Consider the following 17,675-nt stretch of genomic DNA (forward strand, 5'->3'; position numbering starts at 1 on the left):
GGTCAGGTCGCGGGCCGGAACGGCTTGGCCAACGACGCCGGGAAATGCAGCGCCAGCATCTGGCGGTTCTGCGAGATGATGACCAGCACGATGATGGTGGCGAGGTAAGGCAGGGCGGAAAGCAGTTCCGAGGGAACCGCGATGCCGAGTGCCTGGCCCTGCAGCTGCAGGATGGTCATGCCGCCGAACAGCCAGGCGCCGAGCAGCACGCGCAGCGGCCGCCATGTCGCAAACACCACCAGCGCCAGCGAAATCCAGCCCTTGCCGGCGGTCATGTTCTCGACCCATAGCGGGGTGTAGGCGACCGACAGATAGGCGCCGGCAAGACCAGCCATCAGCCCGCCGAACAGCACCGCGAGATAGCGGATGCGGATCACCGGATAGCCGATGGCGTGTGCCGTCTCCGGCGACTCGCCGATGGTGCGCAGCACCAGCCCGCCCTTGGTACGGTAGAGGAACCAGCTGATGACGAAGAACATGACGATGGCGAAATAAACCATCGGATCGAAGCGGAACAGCATCGGCCCGATGACCGGAATGTCGGAGAGATAGGGGATGTAGATCTTCTTCAGCGCATCGATCGGTGCCGAGCCGAAGTTGCGGCCGAGGAAAGCCGAAACGCCGGAACCGAAGATGGCGAGCGCCAGGCCAGCGGCATACTGGTTGGTCAAGAAGGTCAGCGCCAGCACGCCGAACAATAGCGAGGCGGCTGCCCCGCCCAACGCGCCGGCGAGGATGGCGACCGGCATCGGCAGTCCGGCGATGACCGCCCAGAAGGCGAAGGCCGCACCCATCAGCATCATGCCTTCGATGCCAAGGTTGAGAACGCCTGATTTTTCGACGACGAGTTCGCCAAGGGCAGCGAAGATCAGGGGTGTCGCGGCAATGATGGTGCCGGTGAAAATGGCGATGAACAGGTCCATCAAGCATGCTCCGGAATGCGGCGAAGCCGGTAGAAGATGAAGAAATCGGCGGCAAGCAAAAAGAACAACAAGATGCCCTGGAAGATGCGGGTCAGCGCAGCCGACAGGCCAAGATTCATTTGCACTGCTTCGCCGCCGAGGAAAAGTAGCGACATCAGCAATCCACCGAGGACGATGCCGAAGGCGTTGAGGCGGCCGATGAAGGCGACGATGATCGCAGCGAAGCCGTAGCCGGGCGAGATCTGCGGCGACAATTGTCCGAGCGGACCCGAGACCTCGGCCATGCCGGCGATGCCGGCGGCAGCGCCACCGGCAAGCAGGCCGGTCCACACAGCAGCGGATTCGCGGAAGCCGGCGTAACGCGCCGCCAGAGGTGCGGCACCGCTGACCGACATCTTGTAGCCAAGGAAGCTGCGGTCGGTGAACAGCCACATTACAAACACGGCGACGACGGTGATGAACACCGAGGCGTTGAGCCGATAGGCATAGTCGAACGGCTCGAACATCGCCGCCGCCGACAAAAGTGCGGTCTGCGGATAGTTGAAGCCGGCCGGGTCACGCCACGGACCGTGCACCAGCCACGACAGCAGCAGCGTGGCGATATAGGTCAGCATCAGCGTGACCAGGATCTCGTTGGTGTTCATCCGCGCCCTAAGGAAGGCGGGGATGGCGGCCCAGGCCATGCCGGCGATGGCGCCGGCAAAAAACATCAGCGGCAAAAGCAGCATACTGTCGGGGTCGGGGTAAAACAGGCCGACGCCGCAGGCGGCGATGGCGCCGATGATCAGCTGGCCCTCGGCGCCGATGTTCCAGACGTTGGCGCGGAAGCCGACGGCCAGGCCGCAGGCGATGAGGATCAGCGGCGAGGCCTTGAGCAGCCACTCCGACAGGCCGTTCATCGAGTTGAGCGGAGCGATGAAGAAGGCTTGCAGCGTCGCCAGCGGGTCATAGCCGAGCACGGCAAACAGCAGCGAGCCGACGAGAAGCGTTAACCCGGTCGCGATGACCGGTGCCGCCACCCGCATCCTGGCGGATGGTTCCGGTCTTTGTTCAATCCTGAATCGCAACTTCGGCTCTCCCATTGGTACCGTTGCCGCGGTCGACCCTTGTCATCAGCAGGCCGATTTCTTCGCGGTTGGTTTTTGTCCTGATCAGTGGCGGCGACACCTGGCCCTGGCAGATGACGAGCAGGCGGTCGCAGATCTCGAACAACTCGTCGAGCTCCTCCGAAATCACCAGCACCGCGGCACCCGAGCGGCTCAGGTCGACAATTGTCTGGCGGATGAAGGCGGCCGCACCGACATCGACGCCCCAGGTGGGTTGGGCGACGAGGAACAGCCTGGGCTCGAGCGCGATCTCGCGACCGACGATGAACTTCTGCAGATTGCCGCCGGAAAGGCTTTGCGCGCTCGATTGCGGGCCGTTGGCCTTGACCTTGAAGCGCTCGATGATCCCGGCGGCGAAACTGCTCGCCTGCTTGCGGTCGACGAGGCCGTTGCGCACCAGGCCTGCGCGGTGAGCGGTCAAAACGGCATTCTGCCACAATGCATGCGGCGGCACGGCCCCGCGGCCAAGCCGCTCTTCCGGCACGAAGGCCATGCCGAGCTTGCGCCTTTCGCTGGCATTGAGATGGGCGGCAGCCTTGCCGTCGATCTGGATCGCCAGCGCATTGCCATGGGTGCGCTCGCCGCTGAGCAGCGAGATCAGCTCGGCCTGGCCATTGCCGGAAACACCGGCAAGCCCGACGATCTCGCCGCCGCGCACCGCAAACGAGACGTTCTTGAGCTCGACGCCATATTTGTCGCGGGCAGCGGCGGTCAGCCCGCGCACCTCGAGCACCGGCTTGTCGCTCGGCACGGAGGGGCTGACATGCATTTCGGGCAGTTCGGCGCCGACCATCATGCGGGCGAGTTGGGCCGAGGTGCTTTCCTTGGGCCTTGCGGTGCCTGTCACCTTGCCGTTGCGCAGCACTGTCGCTGTGTCGCAAAGCTCCTGCACCTCGTCGAGCTTGTGGCTGATGTAGACGATCGAGCAGCCTTCGCTCGCCAGCTGGCGCAAGGTCTCGAACAGCTTGACGACGGCCTGCGGTGTCAGCACCGAGGTCGGCTCGTCGAGGATCAAAAGCTTGGGCGCCTGCAACAGGCAGCGCACGATCTCGACGCGCTGGCGTTCGCCGACCGACAGGTCGTGGACGCGGCGATGCGGGTCGATCGGCATGCCATAGCGGTTCGACAGCTCGGTGATCTGGCGCGCCAGCGCATCGAGGTCGAAGGTGCTCGAAACGGCGAGCGCGATGTTTTCGACCACGGTGACGGATTCAAACAGCGCGAAATGCTGGTAGACCATCTCGATGCCAAGGGCCCGCGATGTCGCTGGCGTGTGGGCGGCGACGGGCTTGCCATCGCAGAAGATCTCGCCGGAATCGGCCTGGGCCGCGCCATAGATGATCTTCATCAATGTCGATTTGCCGGCGCCGTTTTCGCCGAGCACGGCGTGGATTTCGCCTGGCATGATCGACATCGAGATGTCGTCATTGGCGATGATGCCTGGATAACTTTTGGTGATGTTGCGCAATTCGAGGCGTGGGGGCATAGCCGGGTCCTGCCGTGAGGGTTGGACGGTGCGCAGCCATAGTCCACCGGGGCAAGCCGCATGATCCCGAGATCGGAATCGCTGCGCTGTCGTGCCCCGGTGGCCTTGCTAGCGGTAAGAAAGGATCAGCCGAGCTTGCCGATCATTCCCTTGACGAACCAGTTCATGCCGCGGATGTCGGCATCGGCCAGCACGCTGCCTGCCGCAACCTTGACGTTGCCGTCCTGGTCCTTGAGTTCGCCGGCATAGGGGTGGATCTTGCCGGAGCCGATGTCGGCCTCGAGCTGCTTGAGCTTGGCGATGACGTCGGCCGGAATGGCTTCGTTGTACGGCGCCATCTTGACAACGCCGCCGGCCAGGCCGTCCCAGCGCGCCTCGGGCTTCCAGGTGCCTGCGGCCACGCCCTTGGCGGCGCCGACATAATCGCTCGACCAGTCGAGCGTGAAGGCGGTGAGCTGCTTGCCCGAGCCGAACTTGGCCATGTCGCTGGCATAACCGATCGACCACGCGCCGCCTTCGCCGGCGACCTGCACACCGGTCGCGGTGTCGGTCATCGAGCAGATGACATCGCAGCCCTGCGACAAAAGCGTGTTGGCGGCTTCTTTTTCCTTGCCCGGATCGAACCAGGAATTGAGGAAGATGGCGTTGCAGGTGGCGTCGGGATTGACGCTTTGCGCGCCGAGCAGCAGCGCATTGGCCGGGCCGACGATATCGGGGATCGGGAAGCCGCCGATGAAGCCGATCTTGCCGGCCTTGCTCATATGCGCGCCGGCAGCGCCGGCAACGAAAGTGCCTTCGTAATATTTGGCTTCGAAGGTGCCGAGATTGGCGAGATGGACGATGCCGGAGCAATGCTCGAAGGCGACCTTTGGGAAGCGCGGCGCCACCTTCTGCATTGGCGTGCCATGCGAGAACGAGGTGCCGAAGATGAGCTGGTTGCCGGAGGCGGCGAGTTCGCGGAACACGCGTTCGGCATCCTGCGGCATGAAGATGTTGTCGATGACGGTCAGCGCGACCTTGTCGCCGAATTCCGCCTTGATGGCGTCGACGCCGAGGCTGTGCTGCTTGGTCCAGCCGATATCGGCGATCGGCGAGACATAGACGACACCGATCTTTAGCGGCTCCTGGGCGCTGGCGATGCCGGCAAGGCCCGTGGTGCCGAGAGCGGCGCCCGCGGCGCCGGAATATTGCAGAAATTGCCGTCTGGTCAGATTGAACATGGTGGTAACCCTCTGTTGGTTGGATGCGCCCGGATTGTTGCCGGGTCTATTTTGAGGCGTGGACATGGGCATGTGCCCGTGCCGCGCCGTTTTCTCCTGCCTTCTTTCGTGGTGCCGGTTTCGGCGGCTCGCCTGGCTTGCCGTCGAGATAGGGTTCGAGCGCTTCGCGCGGCGTCAGCTCGGGAAACACCTGCCGGTCCATGATGTAGCCACGCACCACAGAGCGGTGGTGCGCGTCGATCAGCTCCATCGCCGGCTTGAGCCGGCCCTTTTCGAGCAGGTCGATCACCCGGGCATGGTCGTCGAGCAGGTTGCAGTAGTCGAAATCGGCGGTGATCAGCGAGCGCAGCAAGGTCGTGCGGCGCACCAGCTGGGCATGGATCTCCTGCATCACCTTGTTGCGGCTGAGCCGCACGAACACTGTGTGGAACTCCTGCCCGAGCACGTCGGCGAGCGCGTCGTTGCCCGAAGCCACGGCTTGGCGCTGGCGCTCGACATGCTGGCGCAATTCGGCCCAGCCGGCAGGGCCGAGGCGGTCGCTCAATTGAGCGGCGACGCCCTGTTCGACGAGCGTGAGCGCGTCGTAGATTTCCATTGCGTCCTGCATGCTGGGACGGGCGACAAAGGCGCCGCGGTTGCGCTCGATCTGGGCAAGACCATCATCGGCTAGGCGGATCAGTGCTTGGCGGATGACGATGCGGCTGACGTCGAATACCTCTGACAGTTCGCGCTCACCGAGCTTGCAGCCGGGGACGAGGCGGTGATCGAGGATCGCCCGCGTCAGCATATCGGCAATGGCCTGCGAGCGGTTGCTCATGGCATTCTCCTCCCCGCCAGCGCCTTTGGCTTGCTTGGCGGCCAGCCCGGTTATCGCTGCGCCGGCGACGCCGCATATCCCGAGTTGCGTTTCTCATATCGGTAGTCAATCAAATCAAGCTGTCAATCAAAATTCTTTCTTTGGCATGCAAATTGTCATTGATTGATATCCAATCCTGTGGTTCCAATATGGGCATAACAGAGCTAGGTTCACGGGGAAGTGCTAGCCAGGGAGGGTGCGATGAGCATAGCTGCCCTTTGTAGCGACAGAGTCCTTCTTAACGATTGGCATGTGATCGCCGACCTGACCAACCTGTCGGCGCACGAGCCGTTCCAGACCCGCCTGCTTGGCGTCGACCTGACCGTCTATTGCCGTGGCCGCTACAACAAGGAAGTGGTGCGAAACGACACCGGGGCGCTGGTCAATGCGACCAAGCGTTATGGCTTCCTGTGGGCCTGCCTCGGCAAGCCGGAGCGCGACATCGTGTTCGTGCCGGAGGCCGAGGAGGAAGACCGCTACCTGCTCACCGGCGGGTCGATCGCGGTCAAGGTTTCCGGCCTGCGCACGGTCGAGAATTTCCTCGACATGGGCCATTTCCCGTTCGTCCACACCGGCTGGCTCGGCGAGGAGCCGCATACCGAAGTCGCGCCTTACAAGGTCGAGCTGACGGCTGCCGACGAACTGGTCGCGACCGAATGCAAATTCTACCAGCCGGTGGCGTCGCCGACGGCCAAGGAAGGCTTTGTCGTCGACTATATCTACAAGGTGATCCGCCCCTACACGGTGGCGCTCTACAAGAGCAATCCGGTGCAGAAGGAGCGGCTCGACGTCATCACCTTGTTCGTCCAGCCCGTCGACGAGGAGAATTGCGTCGCCCATCCCTTCCTTTGCTATCTCAAGGACGGCAGCGACGAGGCCGGAATCCGCAACTTCATGCAGCTGATTTTCGCCCAGGACAAACCGATCCTGGAAAACCAGCTGCCGCGACGCCTGCCGCTCGACCCGCGTGCTGAAACGCCGATCCGCGCCGATGCGGTTGCTGTCTTGTACCGGCGCTGGCTGCGCGACAAATCAGTCACTTACGGCGCGATACCGGCGCGGATGTGAACCCGCGCCCTCAGGAGGAACCTTAGATGACCGAGACGAGATGCAAGGATCAGGTGATCCTCGACCTTTGGCACCCGCTTGCCGCACTTTCCGAAGTGCCGGCTGGCGTGGTGGTCGGCACCATCCTGCTCGAAGAGCGCCTCAGCCTGGCCTCCGACGGCACCGGCAAGGTTGCCGTCTGGCGTTCGCGACGCGATCTGCCTGTCGACGGGCCGGTCGACATTTCAGTGGTCGAAGGCACGCTGCCGGTCAAGCTTGCCTATGGCTATGTCTGGACGTCGCTCGGCAATCCGCCGGCCGACATCTTCCCGATCCCCGAATATGCCGAAGCTGACCGACGCAAGCTCAACGCCGCCACGTTCGGGGTCAATGTCTCGGCGCCGCGGGCGATCGAGAACTTCCTCGACATGGGCCACTTCCCTTATGTCCACACCGATATCCTCGGTGTGGAACCGCATACAGAAGTGAAGGAATACGACGTCGAGATCTCGGTCGACCGCGACGAGATCCTGGCCACACGCTGCCGCTTTTTCCAGCCGATGGCATCGACCACTTCGGATGGCGGCGCCGATGTCGACTACATCTACCGGGTGCCGCATCCCTATTGCTCGGTGCTCTACAAATCGAGCCCGATGGACGAGACGCGGCTCGACGTCATTGCCGTGTTCCTGCAGCCGGTCGACCAAGAACATGTCCGGGCGCACATGTTGCTGTGCGTGCTCGACGAGGACAATGAAGACAAGGTGATCAAGCGTTTCCAGCAGACGATCTTCGGCCAGGACAAGCCGATCCTGGAAAACCAGTTCCCCAAGCGCCTGCCGCTCGATCCGCGCGCCGAGACCCCCATCAGAGCCGACAAGTCGGCGATCGCCTACCGCCGGTGGCTGAGCCAGAAGGGCGTGACCTACGGGGTCATCCCGGCCGCCACCTGAGCGCCTGAAGGCGCCAACGACAAGATATCAGCGAGGAACCTATGCTCGACCTAGCCAAATCCAGATGGCATCCCATCGCCGCGGCGCACGACCTTCCATTGCGTCACGTCTTTCATGGCCAGCTGCTCGGCCGCGAATTCGCCGTCTGGCGCGCCGACGACGGCTACGTCAACATCTGGGAAAACCGCTGCCTGCATCGCGGCGTGCGCCTGTCGATCGGTATCAATGACGGCCGCGAGCTGAAGTGCCAGTATCATGGCTGGCGCTATTCGAACCGAACCGCCGGCTGCACCTATATCCCGGCACACCCGGCCGATGCGCCGGCCCGCACCATCACCAACCGCACCTTTGCCGCCGTCGAACGCTACGGCCTGGTGTGGTCGGCAGAAGAGCCGCAAGGCGAGGTGCCCGAGGTAACAGGGTTTGCCGAGGGCGAGCTTCTGGCGCTGCGCGCCATTCCGGTCAACGCGCCCGCCGACGTGGTGGCGGCCAGGCTTACGGGCTACCGCTTCCAGCCAAGCGGCGACATCGCCGGCTCCGCAGCCAAGGTCACGGTCGAAGCCTCCAACGCCTTTTCGGTGGCGCTGCGTTCGAGCGAGGCTGATGCCAGCACACTCGCCGTGTTCTTCGTCCAGCCGGTCGATTCCAACCGCTCGGTGATCCGCGGCGTGCTCGACAGCGAGGTCGAAGGCGCTGCCCGTCTCGTCGTGCTGCGCCACCACAACGAGCTTCTGTCGCGCCTGCGTGTCGCCGTGGAAGCCGAGGCCGCGCGGGAACCTGCACCGGCCCCGCTGGAGCCGATCATCGAACGGGTCTCGCCAGAACTGGCCGAGATGCCGGAAGAGACGACACATGGCCGCAAGGCGACGATCCGCGTCCAGGTTAAGAGGAAGTGGCCGGCGGCCGATGGTATTGCCGGCTTCGAGCTCAGGCCGCTCAAGGGCCTGTTGCCGACCTTCCAGCCCGGCGCCCATATTGACGTGCATCTGCCCAACGGGTTGATCCGGCAGTATTCGATCACCAACGGCCCCGGCGAAAGCGACAGCTACGTCATCGGCGTCAAGCTCGAGCGCGACTCCAAGGGCGGCTCGACCTGCCTGCACGAGACGGTGCGCGAAGGCGACGTGCTGGCGATCTCCGAGCCGCGCAACAACTTCCCGCTGCGCCGCGACGCGGTCCAGACATTGTTCATCGCCGGCGGCATCGGCATCACGCCGCTGCTCGCCATGGCCCAGGCGCTCAACAACCAGAGCCTCAGCCACGAGCTGCACTACTTCGCCCAGAACGAAGCCCAGCTCGCCTTCCCCGAGAAGACAAAGACGCTTGGCGCCTCGCTCAAGCCGCATCTTGGGCTCTCGCCAGACCAGACCGGCGCGAAGCTGCGCGAGATCCTGTCAGGCTATGGCCCCGATAAGCATGTCTATCTCTGCGGACCCGGCCCGATGCTGGAAGCGGCGCGCAGCATCGCCGCAGAAATGGGCTGGCCGGAAACGGCGGTGCATTTCGAATATTTCAAGAACACCAATGTCATCGACGACTCCACCAGCTTCGAAGTGGCGCTGGCGCGCTCCTGCATGACGCTGACCGTGCCGGCCGGCAAGACGATCCTCGAAGTGATGCGCGACGCCGGCATCGACATGCCGTCGTCCTGCGAGCAGGGCGCCTGCGGCACCTGCCTTGCCACCGTCATCGAAGGCGAGCCCGATCATCAGGACGTCTATCTCAACGATGCCGAGCGCAAATCCGGCACCAAGATCATGACCTGCGTGTCGCGTGCCAAGTCGGCGCGGCTTGTGCTCGACCTCTAGGAGTTACCGATGATTACGCTTTACGACTACGAACTGTCGGGCAACTGCTACAAGCTGCGCCTGCTGATGGGCATGCTCGGTGTCGAGTGGAAGACTGTTCCTGTCGACTTCTATCCCGGCCGCGAGCACAAGTCGGACTGGTTCCTCAAGATCAATCCGCTCGGCCAGCTTCCCGTCATCGACGACGACGGGCTTGTCCTGCGCGATGCCCAGGCGATCCTTGTCTATCTCGCTTCGAAGTACGATGCGTCCGGCACGTGGTACCCGCGCGACAATCCGGCACTGCTCGGCGAGATCAGCCAGTGGCTGGCCTTCGCCGACGGCATCACCGGCACGGCTTCGGCGGCGCGGCTGCATGATGCGCTATTTTACGACTTCGACGTCGAGGCGGCGCGCGCCGGTGCGCACCGGCTGTTTCGCATCCTCGACGAGCATCTGTGGTTCGGCGAACAGGAAGGGCGCAGCTGGATCTGTTCGGCGGCCCAGCCGACGATCGCCGACATCGCCTGCTTCCCCTACATCATGCTGTCGGAAGAGGGCGGCATTTCAAGACAGGACTATCCGGCGATCCGTCGCTGGTGTGACCGTGTCAAGCGCATCAAGGGCTTTGCCGTGATGTCGGGCGTGTTCCCGGCAGGCCCAGCCAAGGCAGCCTGAATTCGATAGTTCGCCGGGCGAGCGCCCGACATTTACCTGATACTGGGAGAAAAAAATGAAAACCCGCGCCGCCGTAGCTGTTGGAGCCGGAAAGCCGCTCGAGATCATGGAGGTCGACCTCGAAGGGCCACGCGAGGGCGAGGTGCTTGTCGAGATCAAGGCGACCGGCATCTGCCACACCGACGAGTTCACTTTGTCGGGTGCCGATCCCGAAGGCATCTTCCCGGCCATTCTCGGCCATGAAGGTGCAGGCGTCGTCGTCGATGTCGGCAAGGGCGTGACCTCGCTGAAGAAGGGCGACCACGTCATTCCGCTCTACACGCCGGAATGCCGCTCATGCCCGTCGTGCCTCAGCCGCAAGACCAACCTGTGCACCGCGATCCGCGCGACGCAGGGCCAAGGCCTGATGCCTGATGGTTCGAGCCGCTTCTCGATCGGCAAGGACAAGATTTTCCATTACATGGGCTGCTCGACCTTCTCGAACTTCACCGTGCTGCCCGAGATCGCGCTGGCCAAGGTCAATTCGGACGCTCCGTTCGACAAGATCTGCTACATCGGCTGCGGCGTGACGACAGGCATCGGTGCGGTCATCAACACCGCCAAAGTCGAGATCGGTTCGACGGCCATCGTCTTTGGCCTCGGCGGCATCGGCCTCAATGTGCTGCAGGGTCTGCGCCTGGCCGGTGCCGACATGATCATCGGTGTCGACATCAACAATGACCGCAAGGCCTGGGGCGAAAAGTTCGGCATGACGCATTTCGTCAATCCGAAGGAGGTCGAGGGCGACATCGTGCCTTACCTCGTCAACATGACCAAGCGTGGCGCCGACCAGATCGGCGGTGCCGACTACACCTTCGATTGCACCGGCAACGTCAAGGTGATGCGCCAGGCGCTCGAAGCATCGCATCGCGGCTGGGGCGAATCGATCGTCATCGGTGTTGCCGGTGCCGGCCAGGAGATCTCGACGCGGCCGTTCCAGCTGGTCACCGGGCGGAGCTGGAAGGGCACCGCCTTTGGCGGGGCGCGCGGCCGCACCGATGTGCCGAAGATCGTCGACTGGTACATGGAGGGCAAGATCCTGATCGACCCGATGATCACGCACACGCTCAAGCTCGAAGACATCAACAAGGGTTTTGACCTGATGCATGCCGGCGAAAGCATCCGCAGCGTGGTCGTCTACTGAGCTCCCAAGACCGGCCAGGCTCCCATGGCCGGTCCTCTAGAGAATTTCCGCTTTTCTTCGAATCGCGGAATCTCTCTATCTTCTTGTTTTTGCGCAATTTCTAGGGAAAACCGCTACGCACTTTTCCTGGAATTGCTCTAAGCGCTGTGGCTTTTCGCCGGCCCTCAAGCCTCCCAGCTTGGCCCGCGTGTTCCCAAAGCCATGGCGTCGACCGGCGGTGCGTCCGAGGTGTCTGCAACCCTCGTCCGCACCGCCGGCATCTCTTTTTGAACGGTTGCAGGTCCTGCGCCCCGACGTTATGCCGGGTCGGGATTGTTTGACGAGAAGGCTAAGCAGATGAAGACCATTTCCACGTCGAAGTCGCATGGTGGCGTCCAGGGCGTCTATGCGCACGCCTCCGAGGCCTGCGCCTGCGACATGACCTTTGCCGTCTTCGTGCCGCCGCAGGCCAAGGATGGTCCGGTGCCGGTGCTGTGGTATCTCTCTGGCCTGACCTGCACGCATGCCAATGTCATGGACAAGGGCGAATACCGCCGCCTCGCCGCCGAACTTGGCCTGATGATCGTCTGCCCCGATACCAGCCCGCGCGGCGAAGGTGTCGCCGACGAGAAGGACAACTGGCAGTTCGGTTCGGGCGCGGGCTTTTATGTCGATGCGACCGAGGCGCCATTCGCGAAAAACTATCGCATGTATTCCTATGTCACCGCGGAATTGCCGGCGCTGATCGCGGCAAACTTCCCAGCCGACATGTCGCGCCAGGCGATTACAGGCCATTCGATGGGCGGGCACGGCGCGCTGACCATCGCGCTGAAGAACCCCGAGCGCTTCAAGAGCTGCTCGGCCTTCGCGCCCATCGCCCAGCCTTCGACGGCAGGCTGGTCGAAGCCGGCGCTGGAGAAATATCTCGGTTCCGACGAGGCTGCCTGGCGCGCCTATGACACGACGTTGCTGATCGAAGACGGCAAGCGTTTCCCAGAATTCCTCGTCGACCAGGGTTCATCAGACAGCTTCCTCAACGAGGGCCTGCGCCCCTGGCTGCTCGAAGAGGCCTGCACGAAATCAGGCATCGGCCTGACCTTGCGCATGCAGGATGGCTATGATCATTCCTACAACTTCATCTCGACCTTCATGGACGATCATCTGAGGTGGCACGCCGCCCGGCTTGGCTGAGCGGCGCAAGTCGCCGTCACGGCCTTACCGCCAGCAGCTTGGCGAAGACATGGCGCTTCGCCTTGCCGATGCTGATCTCCAGCGTTTCATATTGTGCCAGATGTGCCGCGATCGCGCTGGCCAGCATGCAGCCGGTGCCGCGCATGGCGACAGCGATGCGCGATGCGTCGAAGCGGACGGGTTCGCGCCTCGGCTGGATCAGCAGGTCCGTCGCGGTGGCGCCGGTTGCGTGGCCGCCTTTGACCAGGATGGCGGATGCGCCGGTGTCGAACAGTTTTTCGGCTTGTTCGACGATCTCTGTTTCGCCGGTGGCGAGCGGCAGGCCGCTCAGCAGCGCCAGTTCGGGCAGGTTGGGCGTGACAAGCGCGCACAGCGGAAACAGCTTGCGCTTCAGCGTGTCGATGGCCTCGTCGTCGAGCAGTTGCCGCCCCGAGGTCGAGGCGAGCACCGGGTCGAGCACGACAGGCACCGGCAGGCTGCTCGCCAGCACCGAAGCGACGGTGTCGATGGCAGTTGCCGTTCCCAACATGCCGATCTTGACCGCAGCGACCGGGTCGGCGGCGAAGGCGGCGCGCATCTGGTCGGCGACGAGGTCGGGTGGCATCTGTTCGATACGCTCGACGCGCTGATGCGTCTGCACCGTCACCGCCGTGATGGCGAGGCTGCAGCGCAGGCCGAAGGCCGACACCGCCTCGACATCGCGGACGATGCCGGCGCCGCCGCTCGAATCCGAGCCGGCGACAATGAGCACATGGGGGAGCACATGCGGGAGCACATGCGGGCTCATCGCCACTGAGCCGTCGCTGCCAGCCACTGGCGCGTGCGCGCCTCGGGATCGGCGTTGAGCGTGATGTCGGTGACGACGGCAGCAATGTCGGCGCCGTAGGCAAAGACGCCTGATATACGCTCGACATTGAGCCCGCCAATGGCAACCAGCGGTGTGGTGCCAACACGCTTTTTCCATTCGGCGATGCGGTCGAGCCCTTGCGGCGCCCATTTCATCGCCTTGAGGATGGTCGGATAGACAGGGCCAAGCGCGACATAGTCGGGTGCGGCGGCAAGTGCGGTGTCGAGTTCGGCATCGTCATGGGTGCTGAGGCCGAGTTTCAGGCCGGCATGGCGGATCGCTGCCACATCAGCTTCGGCCAGATCCTCCTGGCCGAGATGGACGTAGTCGCAGCCCGCGTCGATGGCGAGGCGCCAGTAATCGTTGACGACGAGCTGGCAGCCATGGCGCGCGCAGATGGTTTTCGCCACGCGGATTTCGCGGCGCAGGCCGGCCTCGTCCATGTCCTTGATGCGCAGCTGCACCAGCTTGACGCCCAACGGCACCAGCCGCTCGATCCAGGCGGCGGAATCGACAATCAGGTAGAACGGGTCGAGCTTCATGAAAATGCTGCCATGCCGATGACGGGGGTGGAGGGGACGGCCATGTCGCGCGGTTCAAGCGGGCCGGCGCGGAACGCCTGCCGTCCGGCTTCAACCGCCTTGCCGAAGGCGGACGCCATGGCGACGGGGTCGCTGGCCTTGGCAACAGCCGTGTTGAGCAGCACGGCGTCGTAGCCGAGCTCCATGACGGTTGCGGCATGCGACGGGCGGCCGATGCCGGCGTCGACGATCAGCGGCACGTCGGGGAAATGGCCGCGCAGGCTGCGCAAGGCATCGAGGTTCTGCGGGCCGCGGGCGGAGCCGATCGGCGCGCACCACGGCATCAGCACCTTGCAGCCGGCATCGAGCAGCCGCCCGGCGACAACCAGATCGTCGGTCGTGTAGGGGAAGACCTCGAAGCCGTCGGCAGCGAGAATCCCAGCTGCTTCGACCAGGCCGAACACGTCGGGCTGCAGCGTGTCGTGATTGCCGATGACCTCGAGCTTGATCCAGTTGGTGGCAAAGACCTCGCGCGCCATTTTCGCCGTCGTCACTGCTTCCTTGACCGAGTGACAGCCGGCGGTGTTGGGCAAGACGCGCACACCGAGCGACTGGATCAGCGACCAGAACTGGCCACCTGACTTGCCGCCCGAGGTCTCGCGGCGCAGCGACACCGTGACGATGTCGGCCCCCGATGCCTCGATTGCCTCGGCCATGATGGCGGGCGAGGGGTAAAGTGCGGTGCCGAGCAGCAGGCGGGACGAGATTTCTTGTCCGTAGAGTTCGAGCATGGCCTACCCTCCCTTCATCGGTGCGAGGATTTCGATGCGGTCGCCATCGGTGAGGGCGCAGCCGTCGCGTTCCCGTGCCGGCACGACTTCGCCATTCAGCGCGGTGGCGAGCCAGCCCCCTTCGTAGTCAAGCTCGGCAAGCAACGCTGCCAGCGTGTCGGCCGCGACCTCTTGGTTTTCGCCATTAACGGTGAGCTTCATGGGCGAGCTCCTTCTTCGTCTTTTTGCCCAGGATCATGTCGGCGGCCTGCCGAGCCATGGCGGGCGCGAGCAGGAAGCCGTGGCGGTAAAGGCCGTTGATGCGGATGGAGTTTCCCTCGCGTTCGACGCGCGGCAAATTGTCTGTAAAGGCCGGGCGGATGCCGGTGCCGGTCTCGACAAGCTCGGCCTCGCCGAAGGCCGGATGCAGCGCATAGGCGGCGTTGAGCAGTTCCATCACCGAACGCGCGGTGATGGGACCGGCGGCATCGCTTTCGATCATCGTTGCGCCGACCATGAACAGATTGTCGGAGCGCGGCACGACATAGACCGGAATGCGCGGATGCAGCAGCCGCACCGGCCGCGCCAGCGCCACCTCCGACGTCTTGAGGATCAGCATCTCGCCACGCACGCCGCGCAGGCCGGGCTGCCTGCCGGCAATACCGGTGCAGTCGGCCTCGACATCGGCCGACGGACTGTGCACCGCGCCGTAACCGAACTCGAAACACACGCCCATCTCAACAAGCTTTTGCTGCAGCCCAAGCAGCGCCTGGCGCGGGTCGAGATGGGCTTCCTCATTAAAAAACAGCGCGCGGGTGAAGCTGCCTTCGAGGTCGGGTTCAAGCGCTGCGATCGCCTCGGCGTCGATGACGCGGTATCCAGAGGTGCGGCGGCCGAAGCGGTCGAGTTCGGACATGTCGCGGGCGGAGGCCACGACAAGCGTGCCGTTGCGCATGACATGGCCGGGCAGGGCGGCGTCCCACCAGTCGGCGGCACCGCGTCCGAGCGTCAGCACCGCCTCTTCGGCACTCTCCAATTCGCACCACGGCGCCAGCATGCCGCCGGCCTGCCATGAGGCATTGCCGGCGATCTGCCTTCTGGCGTCGACGACGGTGACGTCGGCGCCGCGCGATGAAAGCTCGTGGGCGAGCGTCAATCCGTTGACGCCCGCGCCGCGGATCAGCACCTTCATGGCTGGCTCGCTGGCTCCGCCGGCTCGACGCTCTCCACCGCCATATAGAGGTCGCCGCCGTCGCGGTATTTCGCCGCCATGGCCGCCAGCCCTTCCTTCTGTGCCTCGGCGCGGATGTCGTGGGAGATCCGCATCGAGCAGAATTTCGGGCCGCACATCGAGCAGAAATGCGCCACCTTGTGCGCTTCCTTGGGCAAGGTCTGGTCGTGATAGGAGCGCGCCGTCTCCGGGTCGAGCGAGAGGTTGAACTGGTCCTCCCAGCGGAACTCGAAACGCGCCCGCGACAGCGCGTCGTCCCTGACCTTGGCCGCCGGATGACCCTTGGCGAGATCGGCGGCGTGGGCTGCGATCTTGTAGGTGATGACGCCGACCTTGACGTCGTCGCGGTCGGGCAAGCCGAGATGTTCCTTGGGCGTGACGTAGCAGAGCATCGCCGTGCCGAACCAGCCGATCATCGCCGCACCGATTCCGCTCGTGATGTGGTCGTAGCCGGGCGCGATGTCGGTGGTCAAAGGCCCGAGCGTGTAGAAGGGCGCTTCGCCGCAGACCTCGAGCTGCTTGTCCATGTTTTCCTTGATCTTGTGCATCGGCACATGGCCGGGGCCTTCGATCATCACCTGGCAATCCTTGGCCCAGGCGATCTTGGTCAGTTCGCCGAGCGTTTCCAGTTCGGCGAACTGGGCGGCGTCGTTGGCGTCGGCGATCGAGCCGGGACGCAGGCCGTCGCCGAGCGAAAAGGCGACGTCATAGGTGCGGCAGATGTCGCAGATTTCGTCGAAATGCTCGTAGAGAAAGCTCTCCTTGTGGTGATGCAGGCACCATTTGGCCATGATCGAGCCGCCGCGCGAGACGATGCCGGTGACGCGGTCGACGGTGAGGTGGATATAGGCCAGGCGCACGCCGGCATGGATGGTGAAGTAGTCGACGCCCTGTTCGGCCTGCTCGATCAGCGTGTCGCGGAACACCTCCCAGGTCAGGTCCTCGGCGATGCCGTTGACCTTCTCCAGCGCCTGGTAGAGCGGCACCGTGCCGATCGGCACCGGCGCATTGCGGATGATCCAGTCGCGAATGTTGTGGATGTTGCGGCCGGTCGACAGGTCCATCACCGTGTCGGCGCCCCAGCGCGTCGACCAGACCATCTTTTCGACCTCTTCGGCCATCGACGAGGTGACGGCCGAATTGCCGATATTGGCGTTGATCTTGACCAGGAAATTGCGGCCGATGATCATCGGCTCGCTTTCGGGATGGTTGATGTTGGAGGGGATGATGGCGCGGCCGCGCGCCACCTCCTCGCGGACGAATTCCGGCGTGACGAAGTCGGGGATGACAGCGCCGAAGCTTTCGCCGTCGCGCACAAGCTTGGTGCGCAGCTGCTCGCGGCCGAGGTTTTCGCGGATGGCGACGAACTCCATCTCGGGCGTGATGATGCCGGCGCGGGCATAAGCGAGCTGGGTGACGGCACGGCCGCCGGTGGCGCGCAGCGGCGCGTTGCGGACAGGGAATTGCGGTGTCAGCCTTTCGCCCGAGACAAAGCCGTTGTCCTCGGCCTTGACGGCGCGGCCCTCGTAACGTTCGACGTCGCCGCGCGCCACGATCCAGTCCTCGCGCAGCCTGGGCAAGCCACGCTCGATGTCTGTCTTCACCGCGGCGTCGGTGTAGGGGCCGGAGGAATCATAGACAGTGACGGGCGGCTCGCCCGATGTCGGATGGAGCGAGATCTCGCGCATCGGCACGCGGATGGCGGGATGGAGTTTTCCAGTTTTGTGGACCTTCCGCGATGCGGGAAGTTCGCCTGACGTGACTGTCGGGGTGTGGGCATTCATGAGTGAGCCTCCTTGCTTCGGCGCGCCATGCGTCCGGCAGGACGCACAAGGACGCTCCGGGTCCTTGGTTTTGCGCATCGTGCTTGCCTAAAACCGAGAACCGGTTTTCGGAC

At 64.0% G+C, this 17,675-nt stretch carries 17 protein-coding genes; 6 read left to right on the plus strand and 11 right to left on the minus strand.

The features are described from left to right. Positions 1-2: 2 nt before the first annotated feature. The 5 genes from DY201_RS07230 to DY201_RS07250 form a co-directional block, all read right to left on the minus strand. Complete coding sequence (locus tag DY201_RS07230) at positions 3-923, minus strand: ABC transporter permease (protein WP_115730614.1); 921 nt, start codon at positions 921-923, stop codon at positions 3-5. Continuing rightward, the gene (locus DY201_RS07235) at positions 923-1,990 is read right to left on the minus strand and encodes an ABC transporter permease (protein WP_115730615.1); all 1,068 of its coding nucleotides are present in this window, start codon (positions 1,988-1,990) and stop codon (positions 923-925) included. The genes DY201_RS07230 and DY201_RS07235 overlap by 1 nt, the downstream gene beginning before the upstream one ends. After that, positions 1,974-3,515: an ABC transporter ATP-binding protein gene (locus DY201_RS07240; protein WP_115730616.1), complete on the minus strand. Its 1,542-nt coding sequence runs from the start codon at positions 3,513-3,515 to the stop codon at positions 1,974-1,976. Before DY201_RS07240 ends, DY201_RS07235 begins: the two co-directional genes overlap by 17 nt. Before the next feature lie 125 nt (positions 3,516-3,640). Beyond that, positions 3,641-4,735 (minus strand): BMP family ABC transporter substrate-binding protein, encoded by a 1,095-nt coding sequence (locus DY201_RS07245; RefSeq protein WP_115730617.1) that lies wholly within the window; start codon positions 4,733-4,735, stop codon positions 3,641-3,643. Between the two features lie 46 nt (positions 4,736-4,781). Beyond that, entirely contained in the window at positions 4,782-5,552 is a 771-nt protein-coding gene (locus DY201_RS07250; RefSeq protein WP_115730618.1) for a GntR family transcriptional regulator, read from the minus strand. A 240-nt stretch (positions 5,553-5,792) separates the two neighbouring features. On the opposite strand from DY201_RS07250, the gene DY201_RS07255 reads away from it, so the two are divergent. The 6 genes from DY201_RS07255 (at position 5,793) to fghA (ending at position 12,409) form a co-directional block, all read left to right on the plus strand. Further along, positions 5,793-6,659: an aromatic ring-hydroxylating oxygenase subunit alpha gene (locus DY201_RS07255; RefSeq protein WP_115730619.1), complete on the plus strand. Its 867-nt coding sequence runs from the start codon at positions 5,793-5,795 to the stop codon at positions 6,657-6,659. Positions 6,660-6,685: 26 nt separating this feature from the next. Next, complete coding sequence (locus DY201_RS07260) at positions 6,686-7,591, plus strand: aromatic ring-hydroxylating oxygenase subunit alpha (protein WP_115730620.1); 906 nt, start codon at positions 6,686-6,688, stop codon at positions 7,589-7,591. A gap of 41 nt (positions 7,592-7,632) precedes the next feature. Next, positions 7,633-9,399 (plus strand): Rieske 2Fe-2S domain-containing protein, encoded by a 1,767-nt coding sequence (locus DY201_RS07265; protein WP_115730621.1) that lies wholly within the window; start codon positions 7,633-7,635, stop codon positions 9,397-9,399. 9 nt (positions 9,400-9,408) lie between these two features. Beyond that, positions 9,409-10,056, plus strand: coding sequence for a glutathione S-transferase family protein (locus DY201_RS07270; RefSeq protein ID WP_115730622.1), 648 nt, complete (start codon positions 9,409-9,411; stop codon positions 10,054-10,056). 55 nt (positions 10,057-10,111) lie between these two features. Continuing rightward, a complete protein-coding gene (locus DY201_RS07275) occupies positions 10,112-11,239 on the plus strand; it encodes an S-(hydroxymethyl)glutathione dehydrogenase/class III alcohol dehydrogenase (RefSeq protein WP_115730623.1) in 1,128 nt (375 codons plus the stop codon). A 336-nt stretch (positions 11,240-11,575) separates the two neighbouring features. Next, positions 11,576-12,409 carry an S-formylglutathione hydrolase gene (gene fghA, locus DY201_RS07280; RefSeq protein ID WP_115730624.1) on the plus strand — a complete coding sequence of 278 codons (834 nt, stop codon included), beginning with the start codon at positions 11,576-11,578 and terminating at the stop codon, positions 12,407-12,409. Positions 12,410-12,425: 16 nt separating this feature from the next. Here fghA and DY201_RS07285 read toward each other — a convergent pair whose 3' ends face one another. Genes DY201_RS07285 through thiC form a run of 6 tightly spaced genes read right to left on the minus strand, consistent with a single transcriptional unit; the run spans position 12,426 to position 17,562 of the window. Then, a complete protein-coding gene (locus DY201_RS07285) occupies positions 12,426-13,196 on the minus strand; it encodes a hydroxymethylpyrimidine/phosphomethylpyrimidine kinase (protein WP_115730625.1) in 771 nt (256 codons plus the stop codon). Next, positions 13,193-13,798 (minus strand): thiamine phosphate synthase, encoded by a 606-nt coding sequence (locus DY201_RS07290; protein ID WP_115730626.1) that lies wholly within the window; start codon positions 13,796-13,798, stop codon positions 13,193-13,195. The genes DY201_RS07285 and DY201_RS07290 overlap by 4 nt, the downstream gene beginning before the upstream one ends. After that, positions 13,795-14,568, minus strand: coding sequence for a thiazole synthase (locus tag DY201_RS07295; protein WP_115730627.1), 774 nt, complete (start codon positions 14,566-14,568; stop codon positions 13,795-13,797). The genes DY201_RS07290 and DY201_RS07295 overlap by 4 nt, the downstream gene beginning before the upstream one ends. 3 nt (positions 14,569-14,571) lie before the next feature. After that, on the minus strand, positions 14,572-14,769 hold the full coding sequence (gene thiS, locus DY201_RS07300) for a sulfur carrier protein ThiS (RefSeq protein ID WP_115730628.1): 198 nt from the start codon (positions 14,767-14,769) through the stop codon (positions 14,572-14,574). After that, positions 14,753-15,739: a glycine oxidase ThiO gene (gene thiO, locus DY201_RS07305; RefSeq protein WP_115730629.1), complete on the minus strand. Its 987-nt coding sequence runs from the start codon at positions 15,737-15,739 to the stop codon at positions 14,753-14,755. Before thiO ends, thiS begins: the two co-directional genes overlap by 17 nt. Continuing rightward, complete coding sequence (thiC, locus tag DY201_RS07310) at positions 15,736-17,562, minus strand: phosphomethylpyrimidine synthase ThiC (protein ID WP_115730630.1); 1,827 nt, start codon at positions 17,560-17,562, stop codon at positions 15,736-15,738. Before thiC ends, thiO begins: the two co-directional genes overlap by 4 nt. Between the last annotated feature and the right edge of the window lie 113 nt (positions 17,563-17,675).

This window comes from Aminobacter aminovorans (assembly GCF_900445235.1).
Taxonomy (GTDB): domain Bacteria; phylum Pseudomonadota; class Alphaproteobacteria; order Rhizobiales; family Rhizobiaceae; genus Aminobacter; species Aminobacter aminovorans.